This is a genomic window from Bradyrhizobium sp. A11, from assembly GCF_042077125.1.
Classification (GTDB): Bacteria; Pseudomonadota; Alphaproteobacteria; order Rhizobiales; family Xanthobacteraceae; genus Bradyrhizobium; species Bradyrhizobium japonicum_B.
Window position 1 is genome coordinate 628,479 of the sequence record NZ_CP149509.1, and the last position, 21,807, is coordinate 650,285.

Annotated in this window: 23 protein-coding genes; 19 read left to right on the forward strand and 4 right to left on the reverse strand. The window is 66.3% G+C overall.

Annotated elements, in window-relative coordinates; genetic code table 11:
* Window position 1: 1 nt before the first annotated feature.
* From WI560_RS02905 to WI560_RS02935, 7 genes are read left to right on the forward strand one after another with little or no spacing between them, the layout of a single operon-like run.
* Window positions 2–1,105, forward strand: a complete 1,104-nt coding sequence (locus WI560_RS02905; RefSeq protein WP_375306825.1) for a carbon-phosphorus lyase complex subunit PhnI — start codon at window positions 2–4, stop codon at window positions 1,103–1,105.
* The gene (locus tag WI560_RS02910) at window positions 1,102–1,998 is read left to right on the forward strand and encodes an alpha-D-ribose 1-methylphosphonate 5-phosphate C-P-lyase PhnJ (RefSeq protein ID WP_375306826.1); all 897 of its coding nucleotides are present in this window, start codon (window positions 1,102–1,104) and stop codon (window positions 1,996–1,998) included. Before WI560_RS02905 ends, WI560_RS02910 begins: the two co-directional genes overlap by 4 nt.
* Complete coding sequence (gene phnK, locus WI560_RS02915) at window positions 1,991–2,788, forward strand: phosphonate C-P lyase system protein PhnK (RefSeq protein WP_375306827.1); 798 nt, start codon at window positions 1,991–1,993, stop codon at window positions 2,786–2,788. Before WI560_RS02910 ends, phnK begins: the two co-directional genes overlap by 8 nt.
* Window positions 2,789–2,810: 22 nt before the next feature.
* Window positions 2,811–3,509 carry a phosphonate C-P lyase system protein PhnL gene (phnL, locus tag WI560_RS02920; protein ID WP_375306828.1) on the forward strand — a complete coding sequence of 233 codons (699 nt, stop codon included), beginning with the start codon at window positions 2,811–2,813 and terminating at the stop codon, window positions 3,507–3,509.
* A gap of 11 nt (window positions 3,510–3,520) precedes the next feature.
* Window positions 3,521–4,678 carry an alpha-D-ribose 1-methylphosphonate 5-triphosphate diphosphatase gene (locus WI560_RS02925; RefSeq protein ID WP_375306829.1) on the forward strand — a complete coding sequence of 386 codons (1,158 nt, stop codon included), beginning with the start codon at window positions 3,521–3,523 and terminating at the stop codon, window positions 4,676–4,678.
* Window positions 4,675–5,271: a phosphonate metabolism protein/1,5-bisphosphokinase (PRPP-forming) PhnN gene (phnN, locus tag WI560_RS02930; protein ID WP_375306830.1), complete on the forward strand. Its 597-nt coding sequence runs from the start codon at window positions 4,675–4,677 to the stop codon at window positions 5,269–5,271. Before WI560_RS02925 ends, phnN begins: the two co-directional genes overlap by 4 nt.
* 24 nt (window positions 5,272–5,295) lie before the next feature.
* Window positions 5,296–5,907, forward strand: a complete 612-nt coding sequence (locus WI560_RS02935) for a pyridoxamine 5'-phosphate oxidase family protein (RefSeq protein WP_375306831.1) — start codon at window positions 5,296–5,298, stop codon at window positions 5,905–5,907.
* 229 nt (window positions 5,908–6,136) lie between these two features.
* On the opposite strand, the gene WI560_RS02940 is transcribed toward WI560_RS02935, so the two are convergent.
* From WI560_RS02940 to WI560_RS02950, 3 genes are all read right to left on the reverse strand, one after another.
* Window positions 6,137–6,922: an alpha/beta fold hydrolase gene (locus WI560_RS02940; RefSeq protein ID WP_375306832.1), complete on the reverse strand. Its 786-nt coding sequence runs from the start codon at window positions 6,920–6,922 to the stop codon at window positions 6,137–6,139.
* Between the two features lie 4 nt (window positions 6,923–6,926).
* Window positions 6,927–8,222 carry an O-acetylhomoserine aminocarboxypropyltransferase gene (locus WI560_RS02945; RefSeq protein WP_375306833.1) on the reverse strand — a complete coding sequence of 432 codons (1,296 nt, stop codon included), beginning with the start codon at window positions 8,220–8,222 and terminating at the stop codon, window positions 6,927–6,929.
* A gap of 263 nt (window positions 8,223–8,485) precedes the next feature.
* Window positions 8,486–9,277, reverse strand: coding sequence for an IclR family transcriptional regulator (locus WI560_RS02950; protein WP_375306834.1), 792 nt, complete (start codon window positions 9,275–9,277; stop codon window positions 8,486–8,488).
* A gap of 130 nt (window positions 9,278–9,407) precedes the next feature.
* On the opposite strand from WI560_RS02950, the gene WI560_RS02955 reads away from it, so the two are divergent.
* From WI560_RS02955 to WI560_RS02985, 7 genes are read left to right on the forward strand one after another with little or no spacing between them, the layout of a single operon-like run.
* Window positions 9,408–10,373 (forward strand): Bug family tripartite tricarboxylate transporter substrate binding protein, encoded by a 966-nt coding sequence (locus tag WI560_RS02955; protein WP_375306835.1) that lies wholly within the window; start codon window positions 9,408–9,410, stop codon window positions 10,371–10,373.
* A gap of 3 nt (window positions 10,374–10,376) precedes the next feature.
* Entirely contained in the window at window positions 10,377–10,994 is a 618-nt protein-coding gene (locus WI560_RS02960) for a flavin reductase family protein (RefSeq protein WP_257196684.1), read from the forward strand.
* A gap of 53 nt (window positions 10,995–11,047) precedes the next feature.
* On the forward strand, window positions 11,048–11,908 hold the full coding sequence (locus WI560_RS02965) for a fumarylacetoacetate hydrolase family protein (RefSeq protein ID WP_375306836.1): 861 nt from the start codon (window positions 11,048–11,050) through the stop codon (window positions 11,906–11,908).
* A 3-nt stretch (window positions 11,909–11,911) separates the two neighbouring features.
* Window positions 11,912–12,715, forward strand: a complete 804-nt coding sequence (hpaH, locus tag WI560_RS02970; protein WP_375306837.1) for a 2-oxo-hept-4-ene-1,7-dioate hydratase — start codon at window positions 11,912–11,914, stop codon at window positions 12,713–12,715.
* Between the two features lie 25 nt (window positions 12,716–12,740).
* Entirely contained in the window at window positions 12,741–13,136 is a 396-nt protein-coding gene (locus WI560_RS02975; protein WP_257178382.1) for a RidA family protein, read from the forward strand.
* A gap of 12 nt (window positions 13,137–13,148) precedes the next feature.
* Window positions 13,149–14,024 carry an amidohydrolase family protein gene (locus tag WI560_RS02980; protein ID WP_375306838.1) on the forward strand — a complete coding sequence of 292 codons (876 nt, stop codon included), beginning with the start codon at window positions 13,149–13,151 and terminating at the stop codon, window positions 14,022–14,024.
* A 29-nt stretch (window positions 14,025–14,053) separates the two neighbouring features.
* Entirely contained in the window at window positions 14,054–15,736 is a 1,683-nt protein-coding gene (locus tag WI560_RS02985) for a tannase/feruloyl esterase family alpha/beta hydrolase (protein WP_375306839.1), read from the forward strand.
* Between the two features lie 27 nt (window positions 15,737–15,763).
* On the opposite strand, the gene WI560_RS02990 is transcribed toward WI560_RS02985, so the two are convergent.
* Window positions 15,764–16,771, reverse strand: a complete 1,008-nt coding sequence (locus WI560_RS02990; protein WP_375306840.1) for an LLM class flavin-dependent oxidoreductase — start codon at window positions 16,769–16,771, stop codon at window positions 15,764–15,766.
* 266 nt (window positions 16,772–17,037) lie between these two features.
* On the opposite strand from WI560_RS02990, the gene WI560_RS02995 reads away from it, so the two are divergent.
* From WI560_RS02995 to WI560_RS03015, 5 genes are all read left to right on the forward strand, one after another.
* Complete coding sequence (locus WI560_RS02995) at window positions 17,038–17,541, forward strand: Twin-arginine translocation pathway signal (RefSeq protein WP_375306841.1); 504 nt, start codon at window positions 17,038–17,040, stop codon at window positions 17,539–17,541.
* A 12-nt stretch (window positions 17,542–17,553) separates the two neighbouring features.
* The gene (locus WI560_RS03000) at window positions 17,554–18,183 is read left to right on the forward strand and encodes a ferric reductase-like transmembrane domain-containing protein (RefSeq protein WP_375306842.1); all 630 of its coding nucleotides are present in this window, start codon (window positions 17,554–17,556) and stop codon (window positions 18,181–18,183) included.
* A gap of 87 nt (window positions 18,184–18,270) precedes the next feature.
* Window positions 18,271–18,744: a cyclic nucleotide-binding domain-containing protein gene (locus WI560_RS03005; RefSeq protein ID WP_375306843.1), complete on the forward strand. Its 474-nt coding sequence runs from the start codon at window positions 18,271–18,273 to the stop codon at window positions 18,742–18,744.
* A gap of 1,274 nt (window positions 18,745–20,018) precedes the next feature.
* Window positions 20,019–20,663 carry an SGNH/GDSL hydrolase family protein gene (locus WI560_RS03010; protein ID WP_375308755.1) on the forward strand — a complete coding sequence of 215 codons (645 nt, stop codon included), beginning with the start codon at window positions 20,019–20,021 and terminating at the stop codon, window positions 20,661–20,663.
* Window positions 20,648–21,775, forward strand: a complete 1,128-nt coding sequence (locus WI560_RS03015; protein WP_375306844.1) for an acyltransferase family protein — start codon at window positions 20,648–20,650, stop codon at window positions 21,773–21,775. Before WI560_RS03010 ends, WI560_RS03015 begins: the two co-directional genes overlap by 16 nt.
* The last annotated feature ends 32 nt before the right edge of the window (window positions 21,776–21,807 follow it).

Below are 21,807 nucleotides of genomic sequence, written 5' to 3' on the forward strand. Positions count from 1 at the left end.
CATGTATGTCGCAGTCAAAGGCGGCGAACGCGCCATCGACAACGCCCATCGCCTGCTCGCCCACAAGCGGCGCGGCGACCAAAGCGTTCCGGAGGTCAGGCTCGACCAGATCTCGGAGCAGCTCGGCCTCGCCGTCGATCGCGTCATGAGCGAAGGTTCGCTCTACGATCGCGAGCTCGCGGCGCTGGCGATCAAGCAGGCGCGCGGCGACCTGATCGAGGCGATCTTCCTGGTGCGCGCCTTCCGCGCCACGCTGCCGCGTTTCGGCGCCAGCGAGCCGGTCGACACCGGCGCGATGCGGGTGCAGCGGCGGGTGTCCTCGACCTTCAAGGACATTCCCGGCGGCCAGATCCTCGGCCCCACCTTCGACTACACGCACCGCCTGCTCGATCCCTCGCTCGCGCAAGGCTTTGCGCCGGAGACACCGGCCACGGCCGACGCATCCACGGCGCCGACGCCGCGCGTGACGGATATTCTCGGCCGCGACGGCTTGATCGAATCCTCGCCGCAGGCCGAGGAGGGCGTCGGCGTCGGCGATCTCACCCGCGAGCCGCTGAATTTTCCGGCGGACCGCGACCTGCGGCTGCAGAATCTGGCGCGCGGTGACGAAGGGTTCTTGCTGGCGATGGGCTATTCCACGCAGCGCGGCTACGGCCGCAACCATCCCTTTGCCGGCGAGATCCGATTCGGCGAGGTCGAGGTCGAGTTCTTCGCGGAGGACGCGGGCTTCGCCGTGCCGCTCGGTGCGATCGAGCTGACCGAATGCCAGATGGTCAACCAGTTCAAGGGCTCGGCGACCGAGGCGCCGTGCTTCACCCGCGGCTATGGCCTCGCCTTCGGGCAGAGCGAGCGCAAGACCATGTCGATGGCGCTGGTCGATCGGGCGCTGCGCGCCCGCGAGCTCGGCGAGGAGGTGCGTGCCCCCGCGCAGGACGAGGAATTCGTGATGTCGCATTCGGACAACGTCCAGGCGACCGGCTTCGTCGAGCATCTCAAGCTGCCGCATTATGTCGACTTCCAGTCCGAGCTCGGCCTGCTGCGCAAGCTGCGGAAGGAGTTCGCGGAGGTACAAACGCCCGAAGCCATGAAGGAGGCCGCGGAATGAACGCGCCGGCCTATAATTTCGCCTATCTCGACGAGCAGACCAAGCGGATGATCCGCCGCGCCATCCTCAAGGCGATCGCAATCCCCGGTTATCAGGTGCCGTTCGCCAGCCGCGAAATGCCGATGCCCTATGGCTGGGGCACCGGCGGCGTGCAGGTGACCGCCGCGATCCTCGGTCCTTCCGACGTGCTCAAGGTGATTGACCAGGGCTCCGACGACACCACCAACGCGATCTCGATCCGGAAATTCTTCGCCAAGACCGCGGGCGTCGCCACCACCACGGCGACGGAGGAGGCGACTGTGATCCAGACCCGCCACCGCATTCCCGAGGCGGCGCTGAGCGAGAACCAGGTCCTGGTCTATCAGGTGCCAATCCCGGAGCCGCTGCGCTTCCTCGAGCCGCGCGAGACCGAGACGCGGCGCATGCACGCGCTGGCCGAATACGGCCTGATGCATGTGAAGCTCTATGAGGACATCGCCCGCTTCGGCCACATCGCCACCGCCTACGCCTATCCGGTGAAAGTGAACGCGCGCTACGTGATGGATCCCTCGCCGACGCCGAAATTCGACAATCCCAAGATGGACAATTGCCCGGCGCTGCAGCTGTTCGGCGCCGGCCGCGAGAAGCGCATCTACGCGATCCCGCCCTACACGCAGGTGGTGTCGCTCGATTTCGAGGATCACCCGTTCGAGCCCTATCGCTTCAACGCGCCCTGCGCGCTGTGCGGCGCAGAAAATTCCTATCTCGACGAGATCGTCACCGACGACAAGGGTAGCCGCATGTTCGTCTGCTCCGACACCGATTACTGCGAGGGCCGCCAGGCCGCGGGCCATCACGGCAGCCTCAGCGCCGCGCCGTACAAGGAGAAGGCGCAAGGAGGCGCGAATGGCTGATCCAGAGATGCGCGAGAACGACGAACCGCTGCTGGTCGCGACGTCGCTCAGCAAGTCGTTCGGCCGCATCGCCGCGTGCCGTGACGTCTCGTTCGCGCTCTATCCCGGCGAGGTGCTGGCGATCGTCGGCGAATCCGGCTCCGGCAAGTCGACGCTGCTCCAGCTGCTGTCGGGCCAGCTTGCGGCCAGCGGCGGCCACGTCTCCTACCGCATGCGCGACGGCGTCACCCGCGATCTCGCCACGCTCGGCGAGGCCGAGCGGCGCTTCCTGTTCCGCACCGACTGGGGCTTCGTGCACCAGGATCCCGCGCAGGGCCTGCGCATGGCGGTATCGGCCGGCGCCAATGTCGGCGAGCGGCTGATGGCGGTGGGCTGGAACCATTACGGCCGCATCCGCGACACCGCGTCGGACTGGCTCGCCCGCGTCGAGATCGACGTCGCGCGCATCGACGATGCGCCGCGCACCTATTCCGGCGGCATGCGCCAGCGCCTCCAGATCGCGCGCAACCTCGTCACCGAGCCGCGGCTGGTGTTCATGGACGAGCCGACCGGCGGCCTCGACGTCTCCGTGCAGGCCCGCCTGCTCGATCTCCTGCGCAGCCTCGTCGCCGAGCTGCATCTTGCCGTCATCATCGTCACCCACGATCTCGCGGTGGCGCGGTTGCTGTCTCACCGGGTGATGGTGATGAAGGGCGGCAGGGTCATCGAAACCGGTCTCACCGACCAGGTTCTCGACGATCCGCGCGAGCCCTATACGCAACTTCTCGTCTCCTCGATTCTGCCGCCATGAGTCTCTCGATATGGGTTTTGCAATGACCGCCATGATCGACGTCGCCGATGCCAACAAGACCTTCACGATGCACCTGCAGGGCGGCATCGAGCTGCCGGTGGTGCGCGGCGTGACCTTCCAGGTCAATCCAGGTGAATGCGTGGTGCTGTCCGGTCCGTCGGGCGCCGGCAAGTCGTCGATCCTGAAGATGATCTTCGGCAATTACCGCTGCGATTCCGGCCGGATCGGCATCCGCCATCGCGGAGGGTTGATCGATCTTGCCAGCGCCGAGCCGCGCCAGGTGCTCAACGTCCGCCGCGCCACCATCGGCTATGTCAGCCAGTTCCTGCGGGCGGTGCCGCGCGTCGCCACCATCGACGTCGTCGCCGAGCCGCTGATCGTGAACGGCGCGGCCCGCGCCGACGCACAGGCCCGTGCCGGCGAGCTGCTGCATCGTCTCAACATCCCCGACCGGCTGTGGCGGCTGCCGCCCGCGACCTTCTCCGGCGGCGAGCAGCAGCGCGTCAACATCGCGCGCGGCTTCATTTCGGACCTGCCGATCCTGCTGCTCGACGAGCCGACCGCCTCGCTCGATGCCGCCAACCGCGCTGTCGTGGTCGAGCTGATTGCCGAGAAGAAGCGCCGGGGCGTCGCCATGGTCGCCATTGTCCATGACGACGAAATCCGGCATCTGATTGCCGACCGCATCGTCGACGTCACCAGCTTTGCCGCCGCGGCCTGAGGGACAGGGAAATGAACGCCAAGCCGAAGGACATTGTGATCGCCAACGCCAGGATCGTGCTGGCCGACCGGGTGATCGAGCGGGGTTGGCTGGCTCTTGCCAATGGCCGCATTGCCGAGATCGGCGAGGGCCGGGCGCCCGCAGGTGCCGAGGATGCCGGCGGCGATCTCGTCATGCCCGGCCTGATCGAGCTTCACACCGACCATCTCGAAGCCCACTACGTGCCGCGGCCGAAGGTGTTCTGGAATCCGGTCGCGGCGGTGGTCTCCTATGACGGCCAGCTCGCCACGTCGGGGATCACCACCGTGTTCGATTCGCTCCGGGTCTGGCGCGAGGATGGCGCCGAGGAGGTCGACGGCCGCGCCGGCGTGCTTGCCGCCGCCATCACCACCGCGCGCGAGGCCAGCCTGCTGCGCGCCGATCACTTCCTGCATCTGCGCTGCGAGATCCCGATGCCGAGCGTGGTCGAGGAGGCCAGGGAGCTGATCGACCGTCCCGACGTCAAGCTGATGTCGCTGATGGATCACACCCCCGGCCAGCGCCAGTTCCGCGACGAGGTCAAGCTGCGCGATTATTATCGTGGCAAGGGCGGCGGCAAGACCGACGCCGAGCTCGACGAGCTGTTCGCCAAGCGGTTCGAGTATCAGAAATTATACGCCGCAACAAATATGCGCGAGATCGTAGCGCTGGCGCATCGGTACGACATCCCGCTCGCCAGCCACGACGATACCACCGAGGAGAACGTCGCGGATGCCGTGCGCGACCGCGTCTCGGTCGCGGAATTCCCGACCACGCTGGAAGCCGCGCGTGCCTTGCACCAGGCCGGCATCGACATCCTGATGGGCGCGCCGAACGTCGTGCGCGGCGGCTCGCACTCCGGCAACATCGCCGCGGTCGATCTCGCCCGCGAGGGCCTGCTCGATATCCTGTCGTCGGACTACATCCCCTCGAGCCTCCTGATGGGCGCGCTGCAATTGCCCGACCATGTCCCGGCAATCAGCCTTCCCGATGCGATCCGCACGGTGACGAAGGCGCCCGCCGAGGCGGTCGGGCTCACCGATCGCGGCGAGATCGCGACCGGCAAGCGCGCCGATCTGATCCGCGTGCATGTTGCAGGAAACGTTCCCGTGGTCCGCAGCGTCTGGCGCGAGGGACACCGGGTCGCATGAGCGAGACCGCGACCACGGCCGAGGGCGAGGCGGGCGCGATCGGCCCCGGCCGGCTCGTGCTCGTGGTCGGCCCCAGCGGCGCCGGCAAGGACACGCTCTTGCGGCTGGCGCAGGCGGCCTGCGCCAGCGATCCCGGCGTCGTGTTTCCGCGCCGGGCCGTGACGCGCGAATCCTCCGCCGACGAGGACAACGTCGCGCTGACGTCGGATGAATTCCGCCGTGCCCGCGAGCACGGCGACTTTGCCGTGCACTGGGACGCGCACGGTCATTCCTACGCGCTGCCGCGCGACATCGACGACCATATCAGCGCCGGACGCACGGTCGTCGCCAACGTCTCGCGCACGGTGATCGGCGGGTTGCGCCAGACCTATGTCAATGTCGTGGTGGTCGCGATCACGGCACCGCCCGAGGTGCTGGCGCAACGGCTCGCCGCACGGGCGCGGCAGAGCGATGGCGATCTCGCCGAACGTCTCACCCGCAGCATCGACGACACGACGGCGCAGGCCGATATCACCATCCTCAACGCCGGCAGCGCAGAGGATCACAGCCGCGAGCTCGTGCGCGTCATCAGGAGCGACGGCCGGCGGGAATAGCCGGCCCACCACGGAGAGAACGGAATGTCGGTGATCGAAACGGTCGAGCAGCTAGAGGCTATCTACGGCGTCACCAATGACGCTTCGACCGTGAAAGTCGCCGACCATGTCACGCCGCTCTATCGCGTCTTCGTCGAGAAGGCACCATTCGCCGCGCTCGCCACCATCGGGCCGGAAGGCATCGACTGCTCGCCGCGCGGCGACCTGCCCGGCTTCGTCCGAGTCCACGATCCCAAGACGCTGATGCTGCCGGACCGCCGCGGCAACAACCGGGTCGATTCGCTGCGCAACATCGTGCGCGATCCCAGGGTGTCGCTGATGTTCCTGATCCCCGGCTCGGGCAATGCGGTCCGCGCCAATGGCCGCGCGCATCTCTCGATCGATCCCGAGCTCCTGGCCTCGTTCAAGGTCGAAGGCAAGGCGCCGCGCAGCGTCATGGTCATGCATGTCCACGAGATCTACTTCCAGTGCGCCCGCGCCATCGTGCGCTCCGACCTCTGGAATCCCGACAAGCGCATCGACCCGAAGACGCTGCCGACGCCGGGCCAGATCCTCGCCGAGATGAGCGACAACAAGGTCGGCGGCGCCGAATACGATAGCGCCTGGCCGGCGCGTGCGGCCGCGACCATGTGGTGAGCTGTCTCTCTCCACGATTCCCAGAATCGTAGGAATCGTAGGGTGGGCAAAGGCGCCCTTGCGCCGTGCCCACGATCTGTCCAACACCGCGAGAGGTCGTGGGCACGCTTCCGCCTTCGCTCTTCGAGCTACGGCGGACAAGTCGCTTTGCCCATCCTACAAGAGCTGCTGCGGCGATCCGGCGTCTGAGCCGATAGAGCTTCAGCGTGGCGTCTGGCGCCGCTCGGTCCTATCGACCGGTCAACGCCGCCAGCAATTCGTCCGGTCGTTCCGCCATGATCATGTGCCCCGCGCCCCGCACCACGACGGTCTTTGCATGCGGGATTGCCGCGGCGAGCGCCTTGCCCGCCTTCGCCGGCGTCATCATGTCCCGCTCGCCGAGGATCAGCGTTGTCGGCACCTTGACGCTCGCCGCGGCTTGAAGCGCATTCGTATAGGAATTGCAGGCCGACAGATCCTTGAACAGGATGCCAGGCTCGCACGTCTTCAGCACCGCCTGTGCGCCGCCATGCATCCACAGGCCCGGCGCGAGGCTGCCGCCGAGCTCGGCGTTGAAGCCGAGGCCCCAGATCGAGACCATGTCGTTGGCATCCTGCGAGTTGGCCTCGGCGGCCTTGAGCAGATCCGGGCCGACCGTCATGGTCGCGGCAGTGCCGATCAGGCTCAGCGCGGAGACCTTGTCGGGATGGCGTGCCGCCGTCTCCAGCGAGATCAGCGAGCCCATGGAATGGCCGATCAGATGCGCCTTCGAGCTGCCTGCCGCATCGAGCAGCGCCGCGGTCCAGTCGGCCATCTCGGCGATGCTGCCGAGCGAAGGTCCGGCCGAGCGGCCGTGACCGGGCAAATCGGGCGCCAGCACGGCAAAGCCGTGATGGGCGAACCAGCGCGTATGCAGCGCCCAGGTCGAATGGTCAAAGCCGGCGCCGTGGATGAACACGACCGCAGGCAGGGACTTGTCGAAGTCGCGGCCGCCGGTTGCGACGAACACATCAGCGCCGTTGACGGAGAGCTTCATGGTGTCAGACCTTCTGCGAGATGCGCAGCGCCTGCGCGAGATCGTCGATGATGTCGCTCGCGGTCTCGATGCCGACCGAGAGCCGCACCAGCTCCTCGCCGATGCCGGCCGCCTTGAGCTGTTCGGCGTCCATCTGCTGGTGCGTGGTCGAGGCCGGGTGGATCACCAGCGTCTTGGCGTCCCCGACATTGGCAAGATGACTGATCATGCGCAGGCTCTCGATGAATTTGCGCCCGGCGGGCCGTCCGCCCTTGATGCCGAAGGAGATGATCGAGCCGGCGCCGCGCGGCAGGAGCTGCTTGGCGAGCTGATAATCCGTATGCGTCTCGAGCGAGGGATGCAGCACCCAGTCGACCGCCTTGTTGGACTTCAGGGCTTCCAGCACCAGGTGGGTGTTCTGCATGTGGCGGTCCATGCGCACGCCCAGCGTCTCGACGCCCTGCAGCAGCTGGAATGCGTTGGTCGGCGACAGGCAGGCGCCGAAATCGCGCAGGCCTTCGGTCCGGGCGCGCATGATGAAGGCCGCCGTGCCGAACTGCTCGTCGAAGACGATGCCATGATAGCCGCCATAGGGCTCGGTCAGCACGCCGAACTTGCCGGAAGAGCGCCAGTCGAAGCGGCCGCCGTCGATGATCGCACCGCCGATCGCGATGCCGTGGCCGCCGATCCATTTGGTCGCCGAATGCATGACGATGTCGGCGCCAAGCTCGATCGGCCGGCTGAGATAGGGCGTGGCAAAGGTGTTGTCGATCAGCAGCGGAATCTTCGCGTCATGCGCGATCTGGGCGACCTTGGGGATGTCCAGCACTTCCAGCCCGGGATTGCCGATGGTCTCGCCGATCACGAGCTTGGTGTTCGGCTTGATGGCGCTGCGGAACGCGTCGAGATCGCGCGGCTTGACGAACGTGGTGGTGATGCCGAAGCGCGGCAGCGTGTGCGCCAAGAGATTGATGGTGCCGCCATAGAGCGAGCTCGACGCCACGATGTGATCGCCGGCATTGAGCAGCGTCGCGATCGCCAGGTGCAGCGCGGCCATGCCGCTCGCGGTGCAGATCGCGCCGACGCCGCCTTCGAGCGCGGCGAGCCGTTCTTCCAGCACGCCGGTGGTCGGATTGGAGATGCGCGTATAGATGTGGCCGGCGCGCTCCAGGTTGAACAGCGCAGCGGCGTGATCGGAATCCTGGAACACGTAGGACGTGGTCTGGTAGATCGGCACCGCCCGGGCGCCGGTCACGGGATCCGGATGCTGGCCCGCATGCAGGCTCAGGGTCTCGAAGGCAGGCGGTTTTGGCGCGGGCATGCATGGCCTCGTTGGTCGGTCGGCGGTGGGGGCGTTGTGCCACAAAACGGTGTGCCACGTCAGCCCATTGACAGCGCCGCAAAGACAGTGTGCTCCCTCGCCCCGCTTGCGGGGAGAGGGTTGGGGTGAGGGGGAGTCTCCGCGAGGACGGTGGCAGCGAGCTTGCGGAGACTCCCCCCTCACCCGGAATTTGCTTTGCAAATTCCGGCCTCTCCCCGCAGGCGGGGAGAGGCGAAGCCGCGCCGCCTGCGTGCTCTGCGAGACTAACCTCCGATCGCCTGCTCGATGACCCGCGCCTCCCGCAACAAGATCTCCACGACCTCCTGCTCGCGCCTTGGGCCGAGCCGCGTTCGCACCGCGGAGACGGTCATGGCGGCGGCGGGGCGGCCGTCCGGGGTCTTGATCCAGGTCGAGATCGATTTCGTGCCCTGCACGAGGCCGATCTCTCTCATGCCGTATCCCAGCCGCCGCGCGGCGGTGATCTCGCCGAGCACCGTCGCCGTATCGGTCCGGTAAGCCTCGAACCGCGTCTCGTTGGCCGCGACGATCTTTCGCGCCTCCTGCGCCGGCATCGCGGCGAGGATGGCGACGCCCGCGCTGGAGACGCCGAGCGGCCGCCGCGCGCCGACCTCGATCGACAGCACCTGGATCGGATAGATTCCGATCCTGCGATCGACGCACAGCGTGTCGTTGCCGGTGCGCACGGTCAGGAACAGCGTGTCGCCGATCTCGGCGGAGGCGCGCCGCAGCGACGGATTGGCAGTAATCAGTAGCCGCGAGGGGCGCGGCCGCGCCAGCGCCAGCTCCGGCACCTGGTTGCCGATCGCGTAGCGGCCGCTGCGCGCGTTCCGCTCGACGATGCCTTCCTCGATCAGCACGTGGACGATGCGATGCACGGTCGGGCGGGTGAGGCCGGTCGCCTGCACGACCTCGGCCAATGGCACACCGGCCTCGCGGCCTGCGGCAAGGATGCGCAGAACCGCGAGCGCGCGCCGGATCGCCTGCGCGCCCTGCCGCGGTGATGTCGCGTCGTGGGCGATCTTGGTTCTGTCCATAATATGGACAACAACGCCACAATTCACTCGACAGGTAAAGCGCGCATCTGGAGATTGCGGCCGAATCGAGCTGCCTTGCAGAACGGCAGGGCACTCGGCATGGAATTAAAGCGCTGCCCGGGAGGTTAACATGAGATTAATCTGGATTGCCATAGCTGCCGCTGCCGCGATGCTGACGGGGCCCGCGTCGGGCCAGCAATGGCCGGCGCGCAACGTCAAGCTGATCGTGCCTTATCCCGCCGGCGGCAACGTCGACAGCGCCGCGCGCATCGTCGCCGACAAGCTGCAGGAAAAGCTCGGCCAGCCCTTCGTCATCGAGAACAAGGCCGGCGCGGGCGGCATGATCGCGGGCGAAGCCTTCGCCAAATCCGCGCCTGACGGCTACACGCTGTTCGTCGGCGCCAACGGTCCGGTGCTGTTCGCGACCGAGATCAACAAGCGCGACGCCTATAATTGGAAGAAGGATTTCCTGCCGATCTCGACCATCTCGATGACGCCGCTGGTGCTCGAGGTGCATCCGTCGGTGCAGGCGACGACGCTCAAGGAATTCCTCGATCTCGCCAAGCGCGAGCCCGGCAAGCTGACCATGGCCTCGCCCGGCCCCGGTACCACCAACCACCTGCTCAGCGAGCTGATGCAGTCGAACCTCGGCGTGCAATGGGTCACCGCGCATTATCGCGGCAATGCGCCCGCGATCAACGATCTCCTGGGCGGCCAGGTGCAGTTCGCGTTCGACCAGCTCACGGTCAGCCTGCAGCACATCAAGGCCGGCCTGTTCCGCGCGCTGGCCGTCACCAGCCCGCACCGGCTGAAGTCGCTGCCCGACGTGCCGACCTTCGCCGAGCTAGGCTACAAGGATTTCGACGGTCAGACCTTCACCGGCCTGTTCGCGCCCGCAGGCACGCCGGCGCCCGTCATCGACAAGCTGCACGAGACGCTGGTCGCGATCCTGAAGGACCCCGCCGTGGTCGACAAGTTCGAGAAGCTCGGCGGCGAGGCCACGCCGATGACGCCGGCCGAATTCAAGGCGTATCTCGAGCGCGAGGATGCCAAGTGGATTCCGGTCGTGCGCAAGGCCAACATCAGGGCGGATTGATCGATGCGGATCGATCCCACCGAGCTCGGCGCGGAGCGCATCTACCGGCTGATGACCGGCATCGTGGTGCCGCGCCCGATCGCGTGGGTCACGAGCCTGTCAGCTAAGGGCGTGCTCAACCTCGCCCCGTTCAGCGCCTTCACCTTCGTCTCGCAGAAGCCGCCGATGCTCGCCATCAGCGTCGGCCGCAAGGGCGCCGACTACAAGGACACCGCGCACAACATCCTCGACACCGAGGAGTATGTCATCCACATCGCCGATACCCCGCTGATGAATGCGGTGCACGACAGCTCGGTCGAGCATCCGCCTGAAATCAGCGAGGTCGAGCATCTCGGCCTGGAGACGCTGCCCTGCGATCGCATCAAGGTGCGCCGGCTCGCCGCCGCGCCCGTGGCGATGGAGTGCCGTTTCCGGCAATGCCTCGAATTCGGCGATGCCAAGAGCCGGCTCATCGTCGGCGAAGTCGTCATGTTCCATTTGCGCGACGGCCTCGTGAACGACGGCAAGGTCGAAACCAGGGCGCTCGATCCGATCGCGCGCATCGGCGGTCCCCGCTACGCCCGCCTCGGCGAGATCGTGACGCTGAACACGGTGTTCCAGACGCCCAAATCGAAAGACTGAGCGCGCGGGCCGGTCGCCGGCCCGGCCGCCTCGACATCATCGGAGAAATGACCATGCGACTGCTGAGCTATCTCTTGGACGGAGAGACGCGTTACGGCGCGGCCGTCGAAGGCGGCGTCGTCGATCTCACCAGGCGGATCGGCCGCGACTATTCTGACGTCAAGGCGCTGATCGCGGCCAACGCGCTAGCCGACGCGCAGGAAGCCGTTGCCGGACAGAAGCCTGATTACGCGCTGGACGGGCTCGTCCTGCTGCCGCCGGTGCTGGCGCCGGAGAAGCTCTGGTGCATCGGCGTCAACTATGCCGAGCGCAACGCCGAATACAAGGACAGTTCCGACCTGCCCAAATATCCCAGCCTGTTCGTGCGCAGCATGTCGTCGATGACCGGCTCCGGCCAGCCGCTGGAGAAGCCTGAGGTCTCCGACCAGCTCGACTACGAGGGCGAGCTCGTCATCGTGATCGGGCAGGGTGGTCGTCACATTCCGCGCGACCAGGCGTGGTCGCACATCTTCGGCATGACGCTGTGCAACGAGGGCACGATCCGCGACTGGCTGCGGCACGGCAAGTTCAACGTCACGCAGGGCAAGAATTTCGACCGCTCCGGCAGCATCGGTCCGTGGATCGTCACGTCGGATGAGCTCGACCCGCGCGGACCGCACGACATCACAACGCGCGTCAACGGCGAGGTGCGGCAGCAGGACACGACCGAGCGGCTGATGTTCCCGTTCGACTTCCTGATCTCCTATCTCTCCACCTTTGCGACGCTCAAGCCCGGCGACATGATCGTGACGGGCACGCCGACCGGGGCGGGCGCGCGCTTCGATCCGCCGCGCTGGCTGAAGGTCGGCGACGTCGTCGAGGTCGAGTCGCGCCGCATCGGCGTGCTGCGCAACAAAGTCGCCGCGGAGAGCTAGATCATGCTGGACACTGCGACGATCGAACGTCTTGCCGCGCGCTTGGATGAGGCCGAGCGCACGAAATCGCTGATCCCGATGTTCTCGAAGGAGTATCCGGATTTCAGCATCGAGGATGCCTACGCGGTTCAGCGCGCCTGGACCAAGCTCCAGCTCGGCCGCGGCCGGATCATCAAAGGTCACAAGATCGGCCTGACCTCGAAGGCGATGCAGAACGCGGTCGGCATCTCCGAGCCCGATTACGGCGTGCTGTTCTCCGACATGTTCTATGCCGACGCGACGCCGATCCCGTTCGCTCGCTTCCACGCGCCGCGCATCGAGGTCGAGCTCGCCTTCGTGCTGAAGGCGCCGCTGCGCGGGCCCGATTGCACCATCTTCGACGTGCTTAACGCCACCGACTACGTGACGCCTGCGCTGGAGATCCTGGAGACGCGCATGCACCGCGTCGATCCCGAGACCGGCAAGACCCGCAAGGTCATGGACACCATCTCCGACAACGCGGCCAATGCCGCGCTGGTGCTGGGCGGCCGGCCGATCCGCCCGATGGATGCGGATCTGCGCTGGATCGGCGCGCTCTTGTTCCGCAACGGCGAGGTCGAGGAGACCGGGCTTGCCGCCGGCGTGCTCAATCATCCCGCCAACGGCATCGCCTGGCTCGCCAACCGCCTCGCGCCGCATGACGAGCATCTCAAGGCGGGCGAAGTGGTGTTGGCGGGATCGTTCACGCGGCCGGTCGATATCCGCCGCGGCGACACCTTTCATGCCGACTACGGCCCGTTCGGCTCGGTGTCGTGCCAGTTCGTCTGAACCAACAATAAAAGGGAGCGCACCCATGACAAGTCAGAAGCGGCGCAAGAGCATCCACATCGGCGGCTTCAAGCACGTCAATCCGATTCCGAACGCCTGCCGCATCGGCAATCTCGTGATGTCGGGCGTCATCCTCGGCCGCGACCCCGCGACCAATGCGATGCCCGAAAGCCTCGAGGCGCAATGCGCCAACATGTTCGCGCATATGAAGGCGACGGTGGAGGCCGCCGGCGGCAGCACGGACGACATCATCAAGATGACGGTCTGGCTGAAGGACCGCGGCAACCGCGGGCCCATCAACGTCGAATGGCTCAAGATGTTTCCGGACGAGCATTCGCGCCCGGCGCGCCACGCGCTGCCGATGGACAACATGGATGGCGGCGCGCTGGTGCAGTGCGACTTCACCGCCGTGATCGACTGAAGGAGCGCCTGCATGCCGACCTATCTGCCGTTCGATCCCAATCCCCGCCGCCCCGTGAAGGCGCCGCCGCCGAAGACCGTCGACAGCCAGTTCCACGTGCTGGGTCCGATCGACAAATATCCGGAACGCCCCGGCGCCGCCTACCGGATGCCAACAGCGACCTGGGAAGCGGCGCTGCGCATGCACAAGACGCTCGGCATCGAACGCGGCATCATCGTGCAGACCACGACCTATGGCGCGGATCATGCCGTCGTGCTCGACGGGCTCAAAGCGATGGGCCCGAACTATCGCGGCTGCGCCAACGCGCTGGTGTTTGCCGAGGCGAACGATGCGTACCTCGCCAAGCTGCATGATGCCGGCGTGCGCGGCGCGCGCTTCAGCTTCCGCCAGGAGCTCGGCGCCGTGCTGTCGGACGCCGATTTCGCCCGTGCCATCGCGCGCATCCGCGAGCTCGGCTGGTACGCCAAGATCCAGCCCGAGAAGGACGGCATCATGTCGAGCGTCGCCAAGTACGAGAACCTCGACGTTCCCGTGCTGATCGACCACATGGCGCGGCCTGACCCGGAGGCCGGCAGGAACGATCCCAACCTGCGCAAGATGCTCGAGTTGCTCGGCAAGGGCAATTTCTGGGTCATGCTGTCGCTCGGCGAGAAGACCTCGAAGACCGGCGCGCCTTACGACGACGTGATCCCGATCGCGCGCGCCTATATCGAAGCCGCAATCGACCGCTGCGTCTGGGCCAGCGACTGGCCGCATCCGGTCTCGGTCAAGCAGCCGCCGAACGATGCCGACCTGCTCGAGCTGATGTACCGCTACGCGCCTGATCAGGCCGAGCTGGAGAAGATTCTCGTGCACAATCCGGCGAAGCTGTTCGGGTTCGCGGATTAACCGGAGCGTCTGCGATCGGAGGTTGTCGGATGATCGTTTCGGTACGGAAAAGGCTGCATCGTCAGGTCTGGCAGGCTGCGCTTGGCTGCATCGCGGGCGTTGTCGCCATCGCGTCTCCGGCGGCCGGCGGCGACACGATCTCGCCCGTGACGGCATGCGACCGGCTCAAGGCGGAAGCCGGCGCGGCGATGCGTGTCAGCGAGGCGCAACAGCGGCCGGCGGCGGGCGGCTTGCCCGCGCATTGCGAGGTGATCGCTCATCTGGACGAGCGAACCGGCGCCGACGGCCAGAAGTTTGCGATCGGCCTGCATCTCAGATTGCCGGAGGCATGGAACGGCCGCTTCGTGTTTCAAGGGCAGGGCGGCACTGACGGCGTCCTCGGCAACGGAGACGCACAGCCCGGCGGCGGACAGCCGAGCGCGCTCAACCAGGGCTACGCCACGGTCACGACGGATGCCGGTCACAGCAATGCGCCCGGTCCGCTCGGAGGCGCCAGCTTTGGCCTCGATCCGCAGGCGCGCATCGATTTCGGCTATCGGGCCGACGACGTCGTGACCCGGCGCGCGAAGCAATTTATCCAGACTTATTACGGTCGCTTGCCGCGCTATTCCTACTTCCTCGGCTGTTCCAATGGCGGGCGGCACGGCATGGTGGCGACGCAACGCTTTCCGGATCATTTCGACGGGGTCGCGGCGGGCGCGCCCGCTTTTCGAATGCCCGAGAAAGGGCTTGCAGGCGCTGCAGCGACGCAAGCCTTCGCTGCGATCTCACCCAAGGCGTCGGACGGCCGTCCGATCATGGCGCAGGCCTTGTCGCAGGCCGACATGGATCTGCTCTCCAGGGCGATCGTTCAATCCTGCGATGCAACCGACGGACTTGCCGACGGCATCATCGACAACGTGGCCGCGTGCCGTTTCTCCCCGCGCACGCTGCAATGTTCCGCCGAAAAGGCCGCGAGCTGTCTGTCCTCGGCGCAGGTCGCAGCGCTCGAAACCTATTTCGAGGGACCGACCACGGCACAAGGCCGCCGGATTTATGCGTCCTATCCCTATGATGCCGGCATTGCCACGGAGGGATGGCGGCGCTGGATTCTCGGCACGGCGCCTGACAGCCGCGTCAACGCCTTCAACGTGTCCTTTGGCGCAACCTTGGCCTACCTCTATATGACGCCACCGCAAGCGCCCTTGGCCAACGAAGCGGAGGCCGTTTACGACTTCTATCGCTCCGTCGACGTCACGGAGGCCCATGCAAGAATCTTCGGCACCAGCGCGGTGATGCCCGAGAGCTCGGTGCAGACGATCTCCGCCAATTCGGTCGATCTTTCCGGCTTCCGTGCGCGGCGTGGCAAGCTGTTGCTTTATCACGGCGTCAGCGATCCCACTTTCTCCGCGCTTGATACCGTGGACTGGTACAGGCGCCTCACGAACGCGGTGGGCGGAGAGAGGGAGACGGCCGACTTTGCCCGGCTCTTCCTCGTGCCGGGCATGAACCATTGCTCTGGAGGCCCCGCCACCGACAGTTTCGACGTGCTGACACCGCTGGTCGCGTGGGTCGAGCAGGGACGCGCGCCCGAGCGCATCGAGGCCCGCGCGGGTGCGAAAACGCCTTGGCCAGACCGTAGCCGGCCGCTGTGTCCCTATCCGCGCCAGGCGCGCTATCTCGGCCACGGCAGCATCGAGCAGTCCGAGAACTTCACCTGCGCCGCGCCTTAGGCGGCCGCGAGGCGAGGTGGGTCGGGCTTACGCGACCGGTTGTTTCGCGATCCGGTCCCGCACCGCGGCCGCGATCTCGAACGAGCGCAGCCGTGCGGCATGGTCGTAGATCTGCCCGGTGGTGATCAATTCGTCCGCCCCGGTCTCGGCGATCAGCGCCTTCAGCTTGGCTTCGACCACATCGGGCGAGCCGACCGCGGTGCAGGACAGCGACTGGCCGACCATGGCCTTCTCCGCCGGCGACCACAGCGCGTCCATGTCGTCGACCGGCGGCGGCAGCGGGCCCGGCGTGCCGCGGCGCAGGTTGATGAACGCCTGCTGCAGCGAGGAGAACATGCGCTGCGCCTCCGCGTCGCTATCGGCAGCGAACACGTTGACGCCGATCATCGCATAGGGTTTTTCGAGCTGCGCCGACGGCTCGAACCGCGCGCGATATTCGCGCAGCGCCGGCATCATCATCTGCGGCGCGAAATGCGAGGCGAAGGCGAACGGCAGGCCCAGCATCGCCGCCAGCTGCGCGCCGAAGGTGCTCGATCCCAAAATCCACAGCGGCACCTTGGTGCCCATGCCGGGCACGGCGCGGATCGCCTGGTTCGGCTGCACATCGCCGAGCAGCGCCTGCAGCTCCAGAACGTCCTGCGGAAAATTCTCGGACGTGGTCGCAAGGTCCCGTCGCAGCGCCCGCGCGGTGAACTGGTCGGTGCCGGGCGCCCGCCCGAGCCCGAGATCGATCCGCCCGGGATAGAGCGATTCCAGCGTGCCGAACTGCTCGGCGATCACCAGCGGCGAATGGTTCGGCAGCATGATGCCGCCGGAGCCGACGCGGATCGTCCTGGTGCCGCCGGCAATGTGAGCGATCACCACGGATGTCGCTGCGCTCGCGATCCCCGTCATGTTGTGATGCTCGGCCAGCCAGAACCGCTTGTAGCCCCAGCCTTCCGCATGCCGGGCGAGGTCGAGCGAATTGCGGAACGCCTGCGCGGCATCGCCGCCCTGGCAAATCGGCGCGAGGTCGAGCACGGAGAAGGGGATCATGCGGGGGGGTACCGGGTGGAGGGCTGCGCCATCACATGTAGTGTCGGTGCGCCGGATCGGTAGGGCACTTGCGAAACCGATCATGCTCCGCCGCTGATCGCGGCCTCGACGCGATTCGCTGCGCTTGCTCTATCCGACGCATCCGTCGCCCCACCGTTCACAACACTGTTATTGCGACCTACGGCGCCGTCCGTTCCAACTGGGCGTTTCCCGGCTGTTGCTGTAGCCTTCGTGGAGCAACCTCGCGCTCGCCAAGAGGAACCGACATGTCCACCGTCGCATTCAACCGCCGCAATCTCCTCGTCGCCGGCGGCTCCGTCCTGGCGAGCGGGTTTTTCGCGACCGGCGTTTCAGGATTGCTGTTACCCGCCCATGCGAACGGCCTCGCGCCCACTGAATCGATGTCGGGCGGGGCGAACAATTACCGCAAGGGCGCGGCGATCGTCGATCGCATCGGCAAGGGCGGCTTCTGGATGAGCGGCACCGTGCGCCGCGCCGGCGACGGCGCGCCGCTGGCCGGCCAGCGTATCCAGATCTGGGCGCACACGGTCGAGGGCCGGGAGCACGAGCCGCACAGCCACGGCGCCACGCTCACCGACAAGGACGGCAAGTTCCGGCTCGAAATGCCGCAGATCATTCCGATCTTCGGCCAGCCGCATGGCCACCTCGCCTATGACAGCGGCGAGTTCAGAACCGTGTTCCTGCGGCCGGTGATGCGGAGCGCCAAGGACACCAGCCTCGAGGCGCATTTCGTGCTGCAGCCGGCCTGATCGGGCGCGCGGATGGCGGGATGGAAATCGGCACGGGCGATCCTGATCTGGGTCGCCCTGGCTTTGGCCATCGGCGTGCCGACTGCGCTGGCTGCGACCAGCGAGCAGCTCGCCTGGCGCGATCCGGTCTACATCCTCGCCGGCTTCGCCGGGATCATCGCGCTCGGCCTCGTGCTGGTTCAGCCGCTGCTGATCGGCGGATATCTGGCGCCGCTGTCGGCCTATCGCGGACGGCGGGCCCATCATTGGATCGGCGGCACGCTGGTGCTGGCCGTCATGATCCACGTCGCCGGCCTCTGGATCACCAGCCCGCCTGACATGATCGATGCGCTGACCTATTCGTCGCCGACGCCGTTCTCGCCGTTCGGCGTGACCGCGATGTGGGCGATCTTCATTGTCGCGCTCCTCGCCCTGCTGCGCCGGCGGCTCGAGCTGCGGCCGCGCACCTGGCGCTTCATTCACATGCCGCTGGCGATCGTCATCGTCGTGGGCAGCGTGGTCCATTGCCTCCTGATCGAGGGAACGATGGAGACGTTCTCGAAGGCCGTGCTGTGCGCAGCTGTTCTCGCGGCGGCAGCGAAAGCCATGATGGACCTCAAGGTGTGGCGAAAGCGGAGGACGCTGCGCGGGGAAAGCTCCTAGCCCGGATGCGGAATCCCATCCGGGACCAGCGCGTCCAGCCCTGCCGCTCTGCTTGTCGCGGCCGACGACGGGGCGTAACCTCGCGCCATGAACGCCACGGCCCCAGATCTGAAAGCGTTCCTGCTCGCGACGCCGTTCTTCGGCGGCCTGTCGGACCCAGGCCTCGACCTCCTGGTGTCGATGCTGACCGAGCGCCGCTTCGAGCCCGGCGCGACAATCGTCGCGGAAGGCGAGCCGGGACGCTCGATGTTCATCGTCAAATCCGGCCGGCTCGCGGTGAGCAAGCGGGCGAGCTCGGGCCGCGTCATCCCGATCTCCGTTCTCGAGCGCGGCGACTTCTTCGGCGAGATGACGCTGATCGAAATGCAGAATCGCTCGGCAACGGTGGTCGCGGAGGTGCCGACGGTGCTGTACGAGCTGACCGCTCAAGATCTCTATGCCTGCTACAAGGCCGACATCCACGCCTATGTGATCGTCCTGCAGAACATCAACCGCGAGCTGTGCCGGCGCCTGCGCCGGTCGGACGAGCGGTTCGCCGCGCGGCTGGTGAGCGACGGTTGATGGCGGGGGGTGCTGCAGCAAGACGGATTTTTGGTTTCGCTTAGTCGCTCGACACGTCCGACGCATGACGAGCCTTCCATCCGCTGGCAGGGCCATCGCATGTGAATGACACGGGACTGTCTGCGGCTTGCTCCGCCTCTCCCGCTTGCGGGAGAGGCCGACGCGCTCGCAGGCGCGGCGGGTGAGGGCTCTCGCCGCGCAGGGACGTCCTCAGTTCTCGGTCCCTGCGCGGAGACACCCTCTCCCCAGCCCTCCCCCGCAAGCGGGGGAGGGAGCCCACTGCCGATGCGGCTGCATCCTGCACGCCATACGCGATCGCACTGCATTTGCGAGGGGCCAGCGACCCGTCGGGCAAAACACCCAACACCCCGTCAAGCCCCCGCCGCGAAAATATTCCACTTTGCCGAAATTCGGTTTTAGCGTATGTCTCGCTCATCCCGGCTCAACCAGGAGGGGCGATCTCGAGGTCGTCTTGATCGCGAGCCGGGCTTGCGATGGACGCGGCAGCGTCGGCACGAGAGGTGCGGGCAGGGCGGGTAGTCCCAGTGAGTCCGTAACCGCGTGCAGACGAACGGCGCTGCTAGGCTTCGTCTCGCCTGTAAGTTTCCGGCTTCGTCGACGGGGCCCGGGAATACTGCGGCGACATGGCGGGTCGTGCGTACGGCAAAACCGTGTGGTCCTGGCCGTCGTTGCTACGGTCAAGTCCAGCGGAGATGCGAGCGAGCCCAACCGGGCGGACTGCATCAATTCGCGGGGCGAGGGAGGCCAGAAGGAAAGTTCGGCTCCCGGGAGAGCACGGCATAAGCCGTCCGACCATCGCGCAGGGAAGGCCGAGTGATCGGCACCACCTGTATGCTGCTGTGCGGTTCTTTCTGCGTGTGCATTTCGCGCAGCGGACCGCGGGTGCCTGTCGGCACCCGGCCTTCCCTGTGCCCTCTTCACTGGAGAGGGCGAAAGCGAAGAGCAAAACTCGGGCGTTTCAGGCCGCGAGAATGCCGATCCGTGCGCGGTCGGCGCGAGGCGAATGATGCTGCCGGACAGATGCACGCATTCATTCCAATTTGCATCAATTTGATCGCATTTTATTGGGCCGGCGATGTGATCTTGTGTGGCACTCCTGCGTGGTGCCGTTGACGTCGAAGAGCAGGCGATGCCTCGATCGATGCAACCCGGCACTTCGAAGCTAAACACTTGGATGCGTAACACTTGGGTACACAACGCTTGGGCACGTTTCGAGCCGGTACATGAACAGGATACTTATCGGCTTGGCCGTCGTGCTGATCGGTGCCGTTGCGGCGGGAACTTCCGTCGCCAAGAAGCAGGCGTTCTTCGAATCGCATCGGCGCAACCGCCAGATCATTCTTCATTATACGCTGGCCCGGGTCGACGATCCCATCATCGTTCTCGGTGACAGCCTGGTCGAAGCCGCAACGCTGCCGCGCGAGCACTGCGGTCATGCCATCGTCAATGCCGGCCTGGGCGGCGCCTCCACCACCAGCGACCTCGGCAATTGGTTGATGGATGTGCTCGACGGCAGGCCTGCCGCTGCGATCGTGGTGGCTCTGGGCATCAACGACGGGCTCGGAGCTGCGCGTGATTTGCCGGAGTTCAAGGCGAACTACAGCGCGCTCCTGGCGAAGCTTTCGGAGACGAGAGCCCGCATTGTCGTGCTGGCGGTGCCCCCACTCGAGGTTTCACCGAGTCTGGCCGCCGAAGCGCAGGCGAAAGCGATGCGCCTGATCGAAAGCTACAATTCCGCCTTGCCCGAGCTCGCCAGCCGTGGCGGCGCGACCTTTGCCGCGTTGCCGCCCATGCCGGTGCCGCACACGATCGACGGGGTGCATCTGAACGCTGCCGGGTATCAGCTGTGGAATCAAGCCGTCCTGCAGGGAGCATCCGTCGCATGCAAGGCGAGCTGACGCCGATGATTGCTCCTGCGCGAGCGAACAAGCTGCTCGGATTGGAGCTGTTGCGGTTCCTGACGGCGTTCGCGATTCTGGTGTTTCACTATCGCCAATTCGCCTTCGTTGGCGACAGGGAAGTGGGGCTTCTCCAGGATCAACTGCCGCTCCATTGGCTGCTCGCCCCGCTCTATGGGAGCGGGCCCTATGCGGTCCGCGTCTTCTGGTGCATCAGCGGCTTCATCTTTTTCTGGAAGTATCGCGACGTGATCGCCGACCGGGTGCTCGACGGCTGGAAATTCTTCGTCCTGCGTTTCTCGCGGCTCTACCCGTTGCACCTCGCCACGCTCCTGCTCGTGGCCCTGCTGCAGCCCCTTTACGCCGGGCTGCATGGATCGTCGTTCGTGTATCAGAACAACGATCTCACGCATTTCGTGCTGCAGCTCGTGATGGCCGGCACCGCGACGTCGCAGGATGCGCTGAGCTTCAACGGGCCGATCTGGTCGGTGTCGGTCGAGGTGCTGGTCTATTTCGTCTTCTTCATGCTGTTGCTGGCGACCCGCTCCTGGTGGCTCAATGTGGCGCTGATCGCCGTCTGCCTGACGATTCCCGGAGAGGTCGCGGACTGCTTTACCTACTTCTACGTCGGCGGGCTCGCGGCGATGGCGCGCCAATCCCTGCAGTCCTCGCCCGCTCATGCGCGGGCGGCCGAAGGCGCCGCCTGGCTCGCTGTCGTGGCCGTGGTCTGCGGATATTGGCTGATGGGCGGCCAGCTGCGATCGATCGGCTTGCTGCTGCTTCTGATCTGTACGCCGCTGCTGCTCTATAGTCTCTCGCGCGACATCGTTCTGCCGGCCCGGCTTCAACGAATCGTCGAGGCGGCCGGCAACGTGACCTATTCAAGTTATCTGCTGCATTTTCCGATCCAGCTGGCGATGGTGCTGGGCTTTTCCCTGATGCAGGTCCCGATCCCGATCTACAACGACGCGTTCTTCGCAACCTTCATCGGCATCACGCTGCTGGCCTCGCATGTCACCTATCGCTATTTCGAAGAACCGGCGCAGCGGCTGATCCGTGCCTCGTTGCTGCCGCTGCGCGGTGAGGCTGTCCGCCGCCCCGCCATGGCGTGAGCACGCTGCGGTGGTCCGCAGCCATAGTCCTG

Excerpts from the sequence above, each read along its gene's own strand:
- WI560_RS02905 (WP_375306825.1), top strand. The coding sequence starts at position 2 with ATGTATGTCGCAGTCAAAGGCGGCGAACGCGCCATCGACAACGCCCAT.
- WI560_RS02910 (WP_375306826.1), top strand. The coding sequence starts at position 1,102 with ATGAACGCGCCGGCCTATAATTTCGCCTATCTCGACGAGCAGACCAAG.
- phnK (WP_375306827.1), top strand. The coding sequence starts at position 1,991 with ATGGCTGATCCAGAGATGCGCGAGAACGACGAACCGCTGCTGGTCGCG.
- phnL (WP_375306828.1), top strand. The coding sequence starts at position 2,811 with ATGACCGCCATGATCGACGTCGCCGATGCCAACAAGACCTTCACGATG.
- WI560_RS02925 (WP_375306829.1), top strand. The coding sequence starts at position 3,521 with ATGAACGCCAAGCCGAAGGACATTGTGATCGCCAACGCCAGGATCGTG.
- phnN (WP_375306830.1), top strand. The coding sequence starts at position 4,675 with ATGAGCGAGACCGCGACCACGGCCGAGGGCGAGGCGGGCGCGATCGGC.
- WI560_RS02935 (WP_375306831.1), top strand. The coding sequence starts at position 5,296 with ATGTCGGTGATCGAAACGGTCGAGCAGCTAGAGGCTATCTACGGCGTC.
- WI560_RS02940 (WP_375306832.1), bottom strand. The coding sequence starts at position 6,922 with ATGAAGCTCTCCGTCAACGGCGCTGATGTGTTCGTCGCAACCGGCGGC.
- WI560_RS02945 (WP_375306833.1), bottom strand. The coding sequence starts at position 8,222 with ATGCCCGCGCCAAAACCGCCTGCCTTCGAGACCCTGAGCCTGCATGCG.
- WI560_RS02950 (WP_375306834.1), bottom strand. The coding sequence starts at position 9,277 with ATGGACAGAACCAAGATCGCCCACGACGCGACATCACCGCGGCAGGGC.
- WI560_RS02955 (WP_375306835.1), top strand. The coding sequence starts at position 9,408 with ATGAGATTAATCTGGATTGCCATAGCTGCCGCTGCCGCGATGCTGACG.
- WI560_RS02960 (WP_257196684.1), top strand. The coding sequence starts at position 10,377 with ATGCGGATCGATCCCACCGAGCTCGGCGCGGAGCGCATCTACCGGCTG.
- WI560_RS02965 (WP_375306836.1), top strand. The coding sequence starts at position 11,048 with ATGCGACTGCTGAGCTATCTCTTGGACGGAGAGACGCGTTACGGCGCG.
- hpaH (WP_375306837.1), top strand. The coding sequence starts at position 11,912 with ATGCTGGACACTGCGACGATCGAACGTCTTGCCGCGCGCTTGGATGAG.
- WI560_RS02975 (WP_257178382.1), top strand. The coding sequence starts at position 12,741 with ATGACAAGTCAGAAGCGGCGCAAGAGCATCCACATCGGCGGCTTCAAG.
- WI560_RS02980 (WP_375306838.1), top strand. The coding sequence starts at position 13,149 with ATGCCGACCTATCTGCCGTTCGATCCCAATCCCCGCCGCCCCGTGAAG.
- WI560_RS02985 (WP_375306839.1), top strand. The coding sequence starts at position 14,054 with ATGATCGTTTCGGTACGGAAAAGGCTGCATCGTCAGGTCTGGCAGGCT.
- WI560_RS02990 (WP_375306840.1), bottom strand. The coding sequence starts at position 16,771 with ATGATCCCCTTCTCCGTGCTCGACCTCGCGCCGATTTGCCAGGGCGGC.
- WI560_RS02995 (WP_375306841.1), top strand. The coding sequence starts at position 17,038 with ATGTCCACCGTCGCATTCAACCGCCGCAATCTCCTCGTCGCCGGCGGC.
- WI560_RS03000 (WP_375306842.1), top strand. The coding sequence starts at position 17,554 with ATGGCGGGATGGAAATCGGCACGGGCGATCCTGATCTGGGTCGCCCTG.
- WI560_RS03005 (WP_375306843.1), top strand. The coding sequence starts at position 18,271 with ATGAACGCCACGGCCCCAGATCTGAAAGCGTTCCTGCTCGCGACGCCG.
- WI560_RS03015 (WP_375306844.1), top strand. The coding sequence starts at position 20,648 with ATGCAAGGCGAGCTGACGCCGATGATTGCTCCTGCGCGAGCGAACAAG.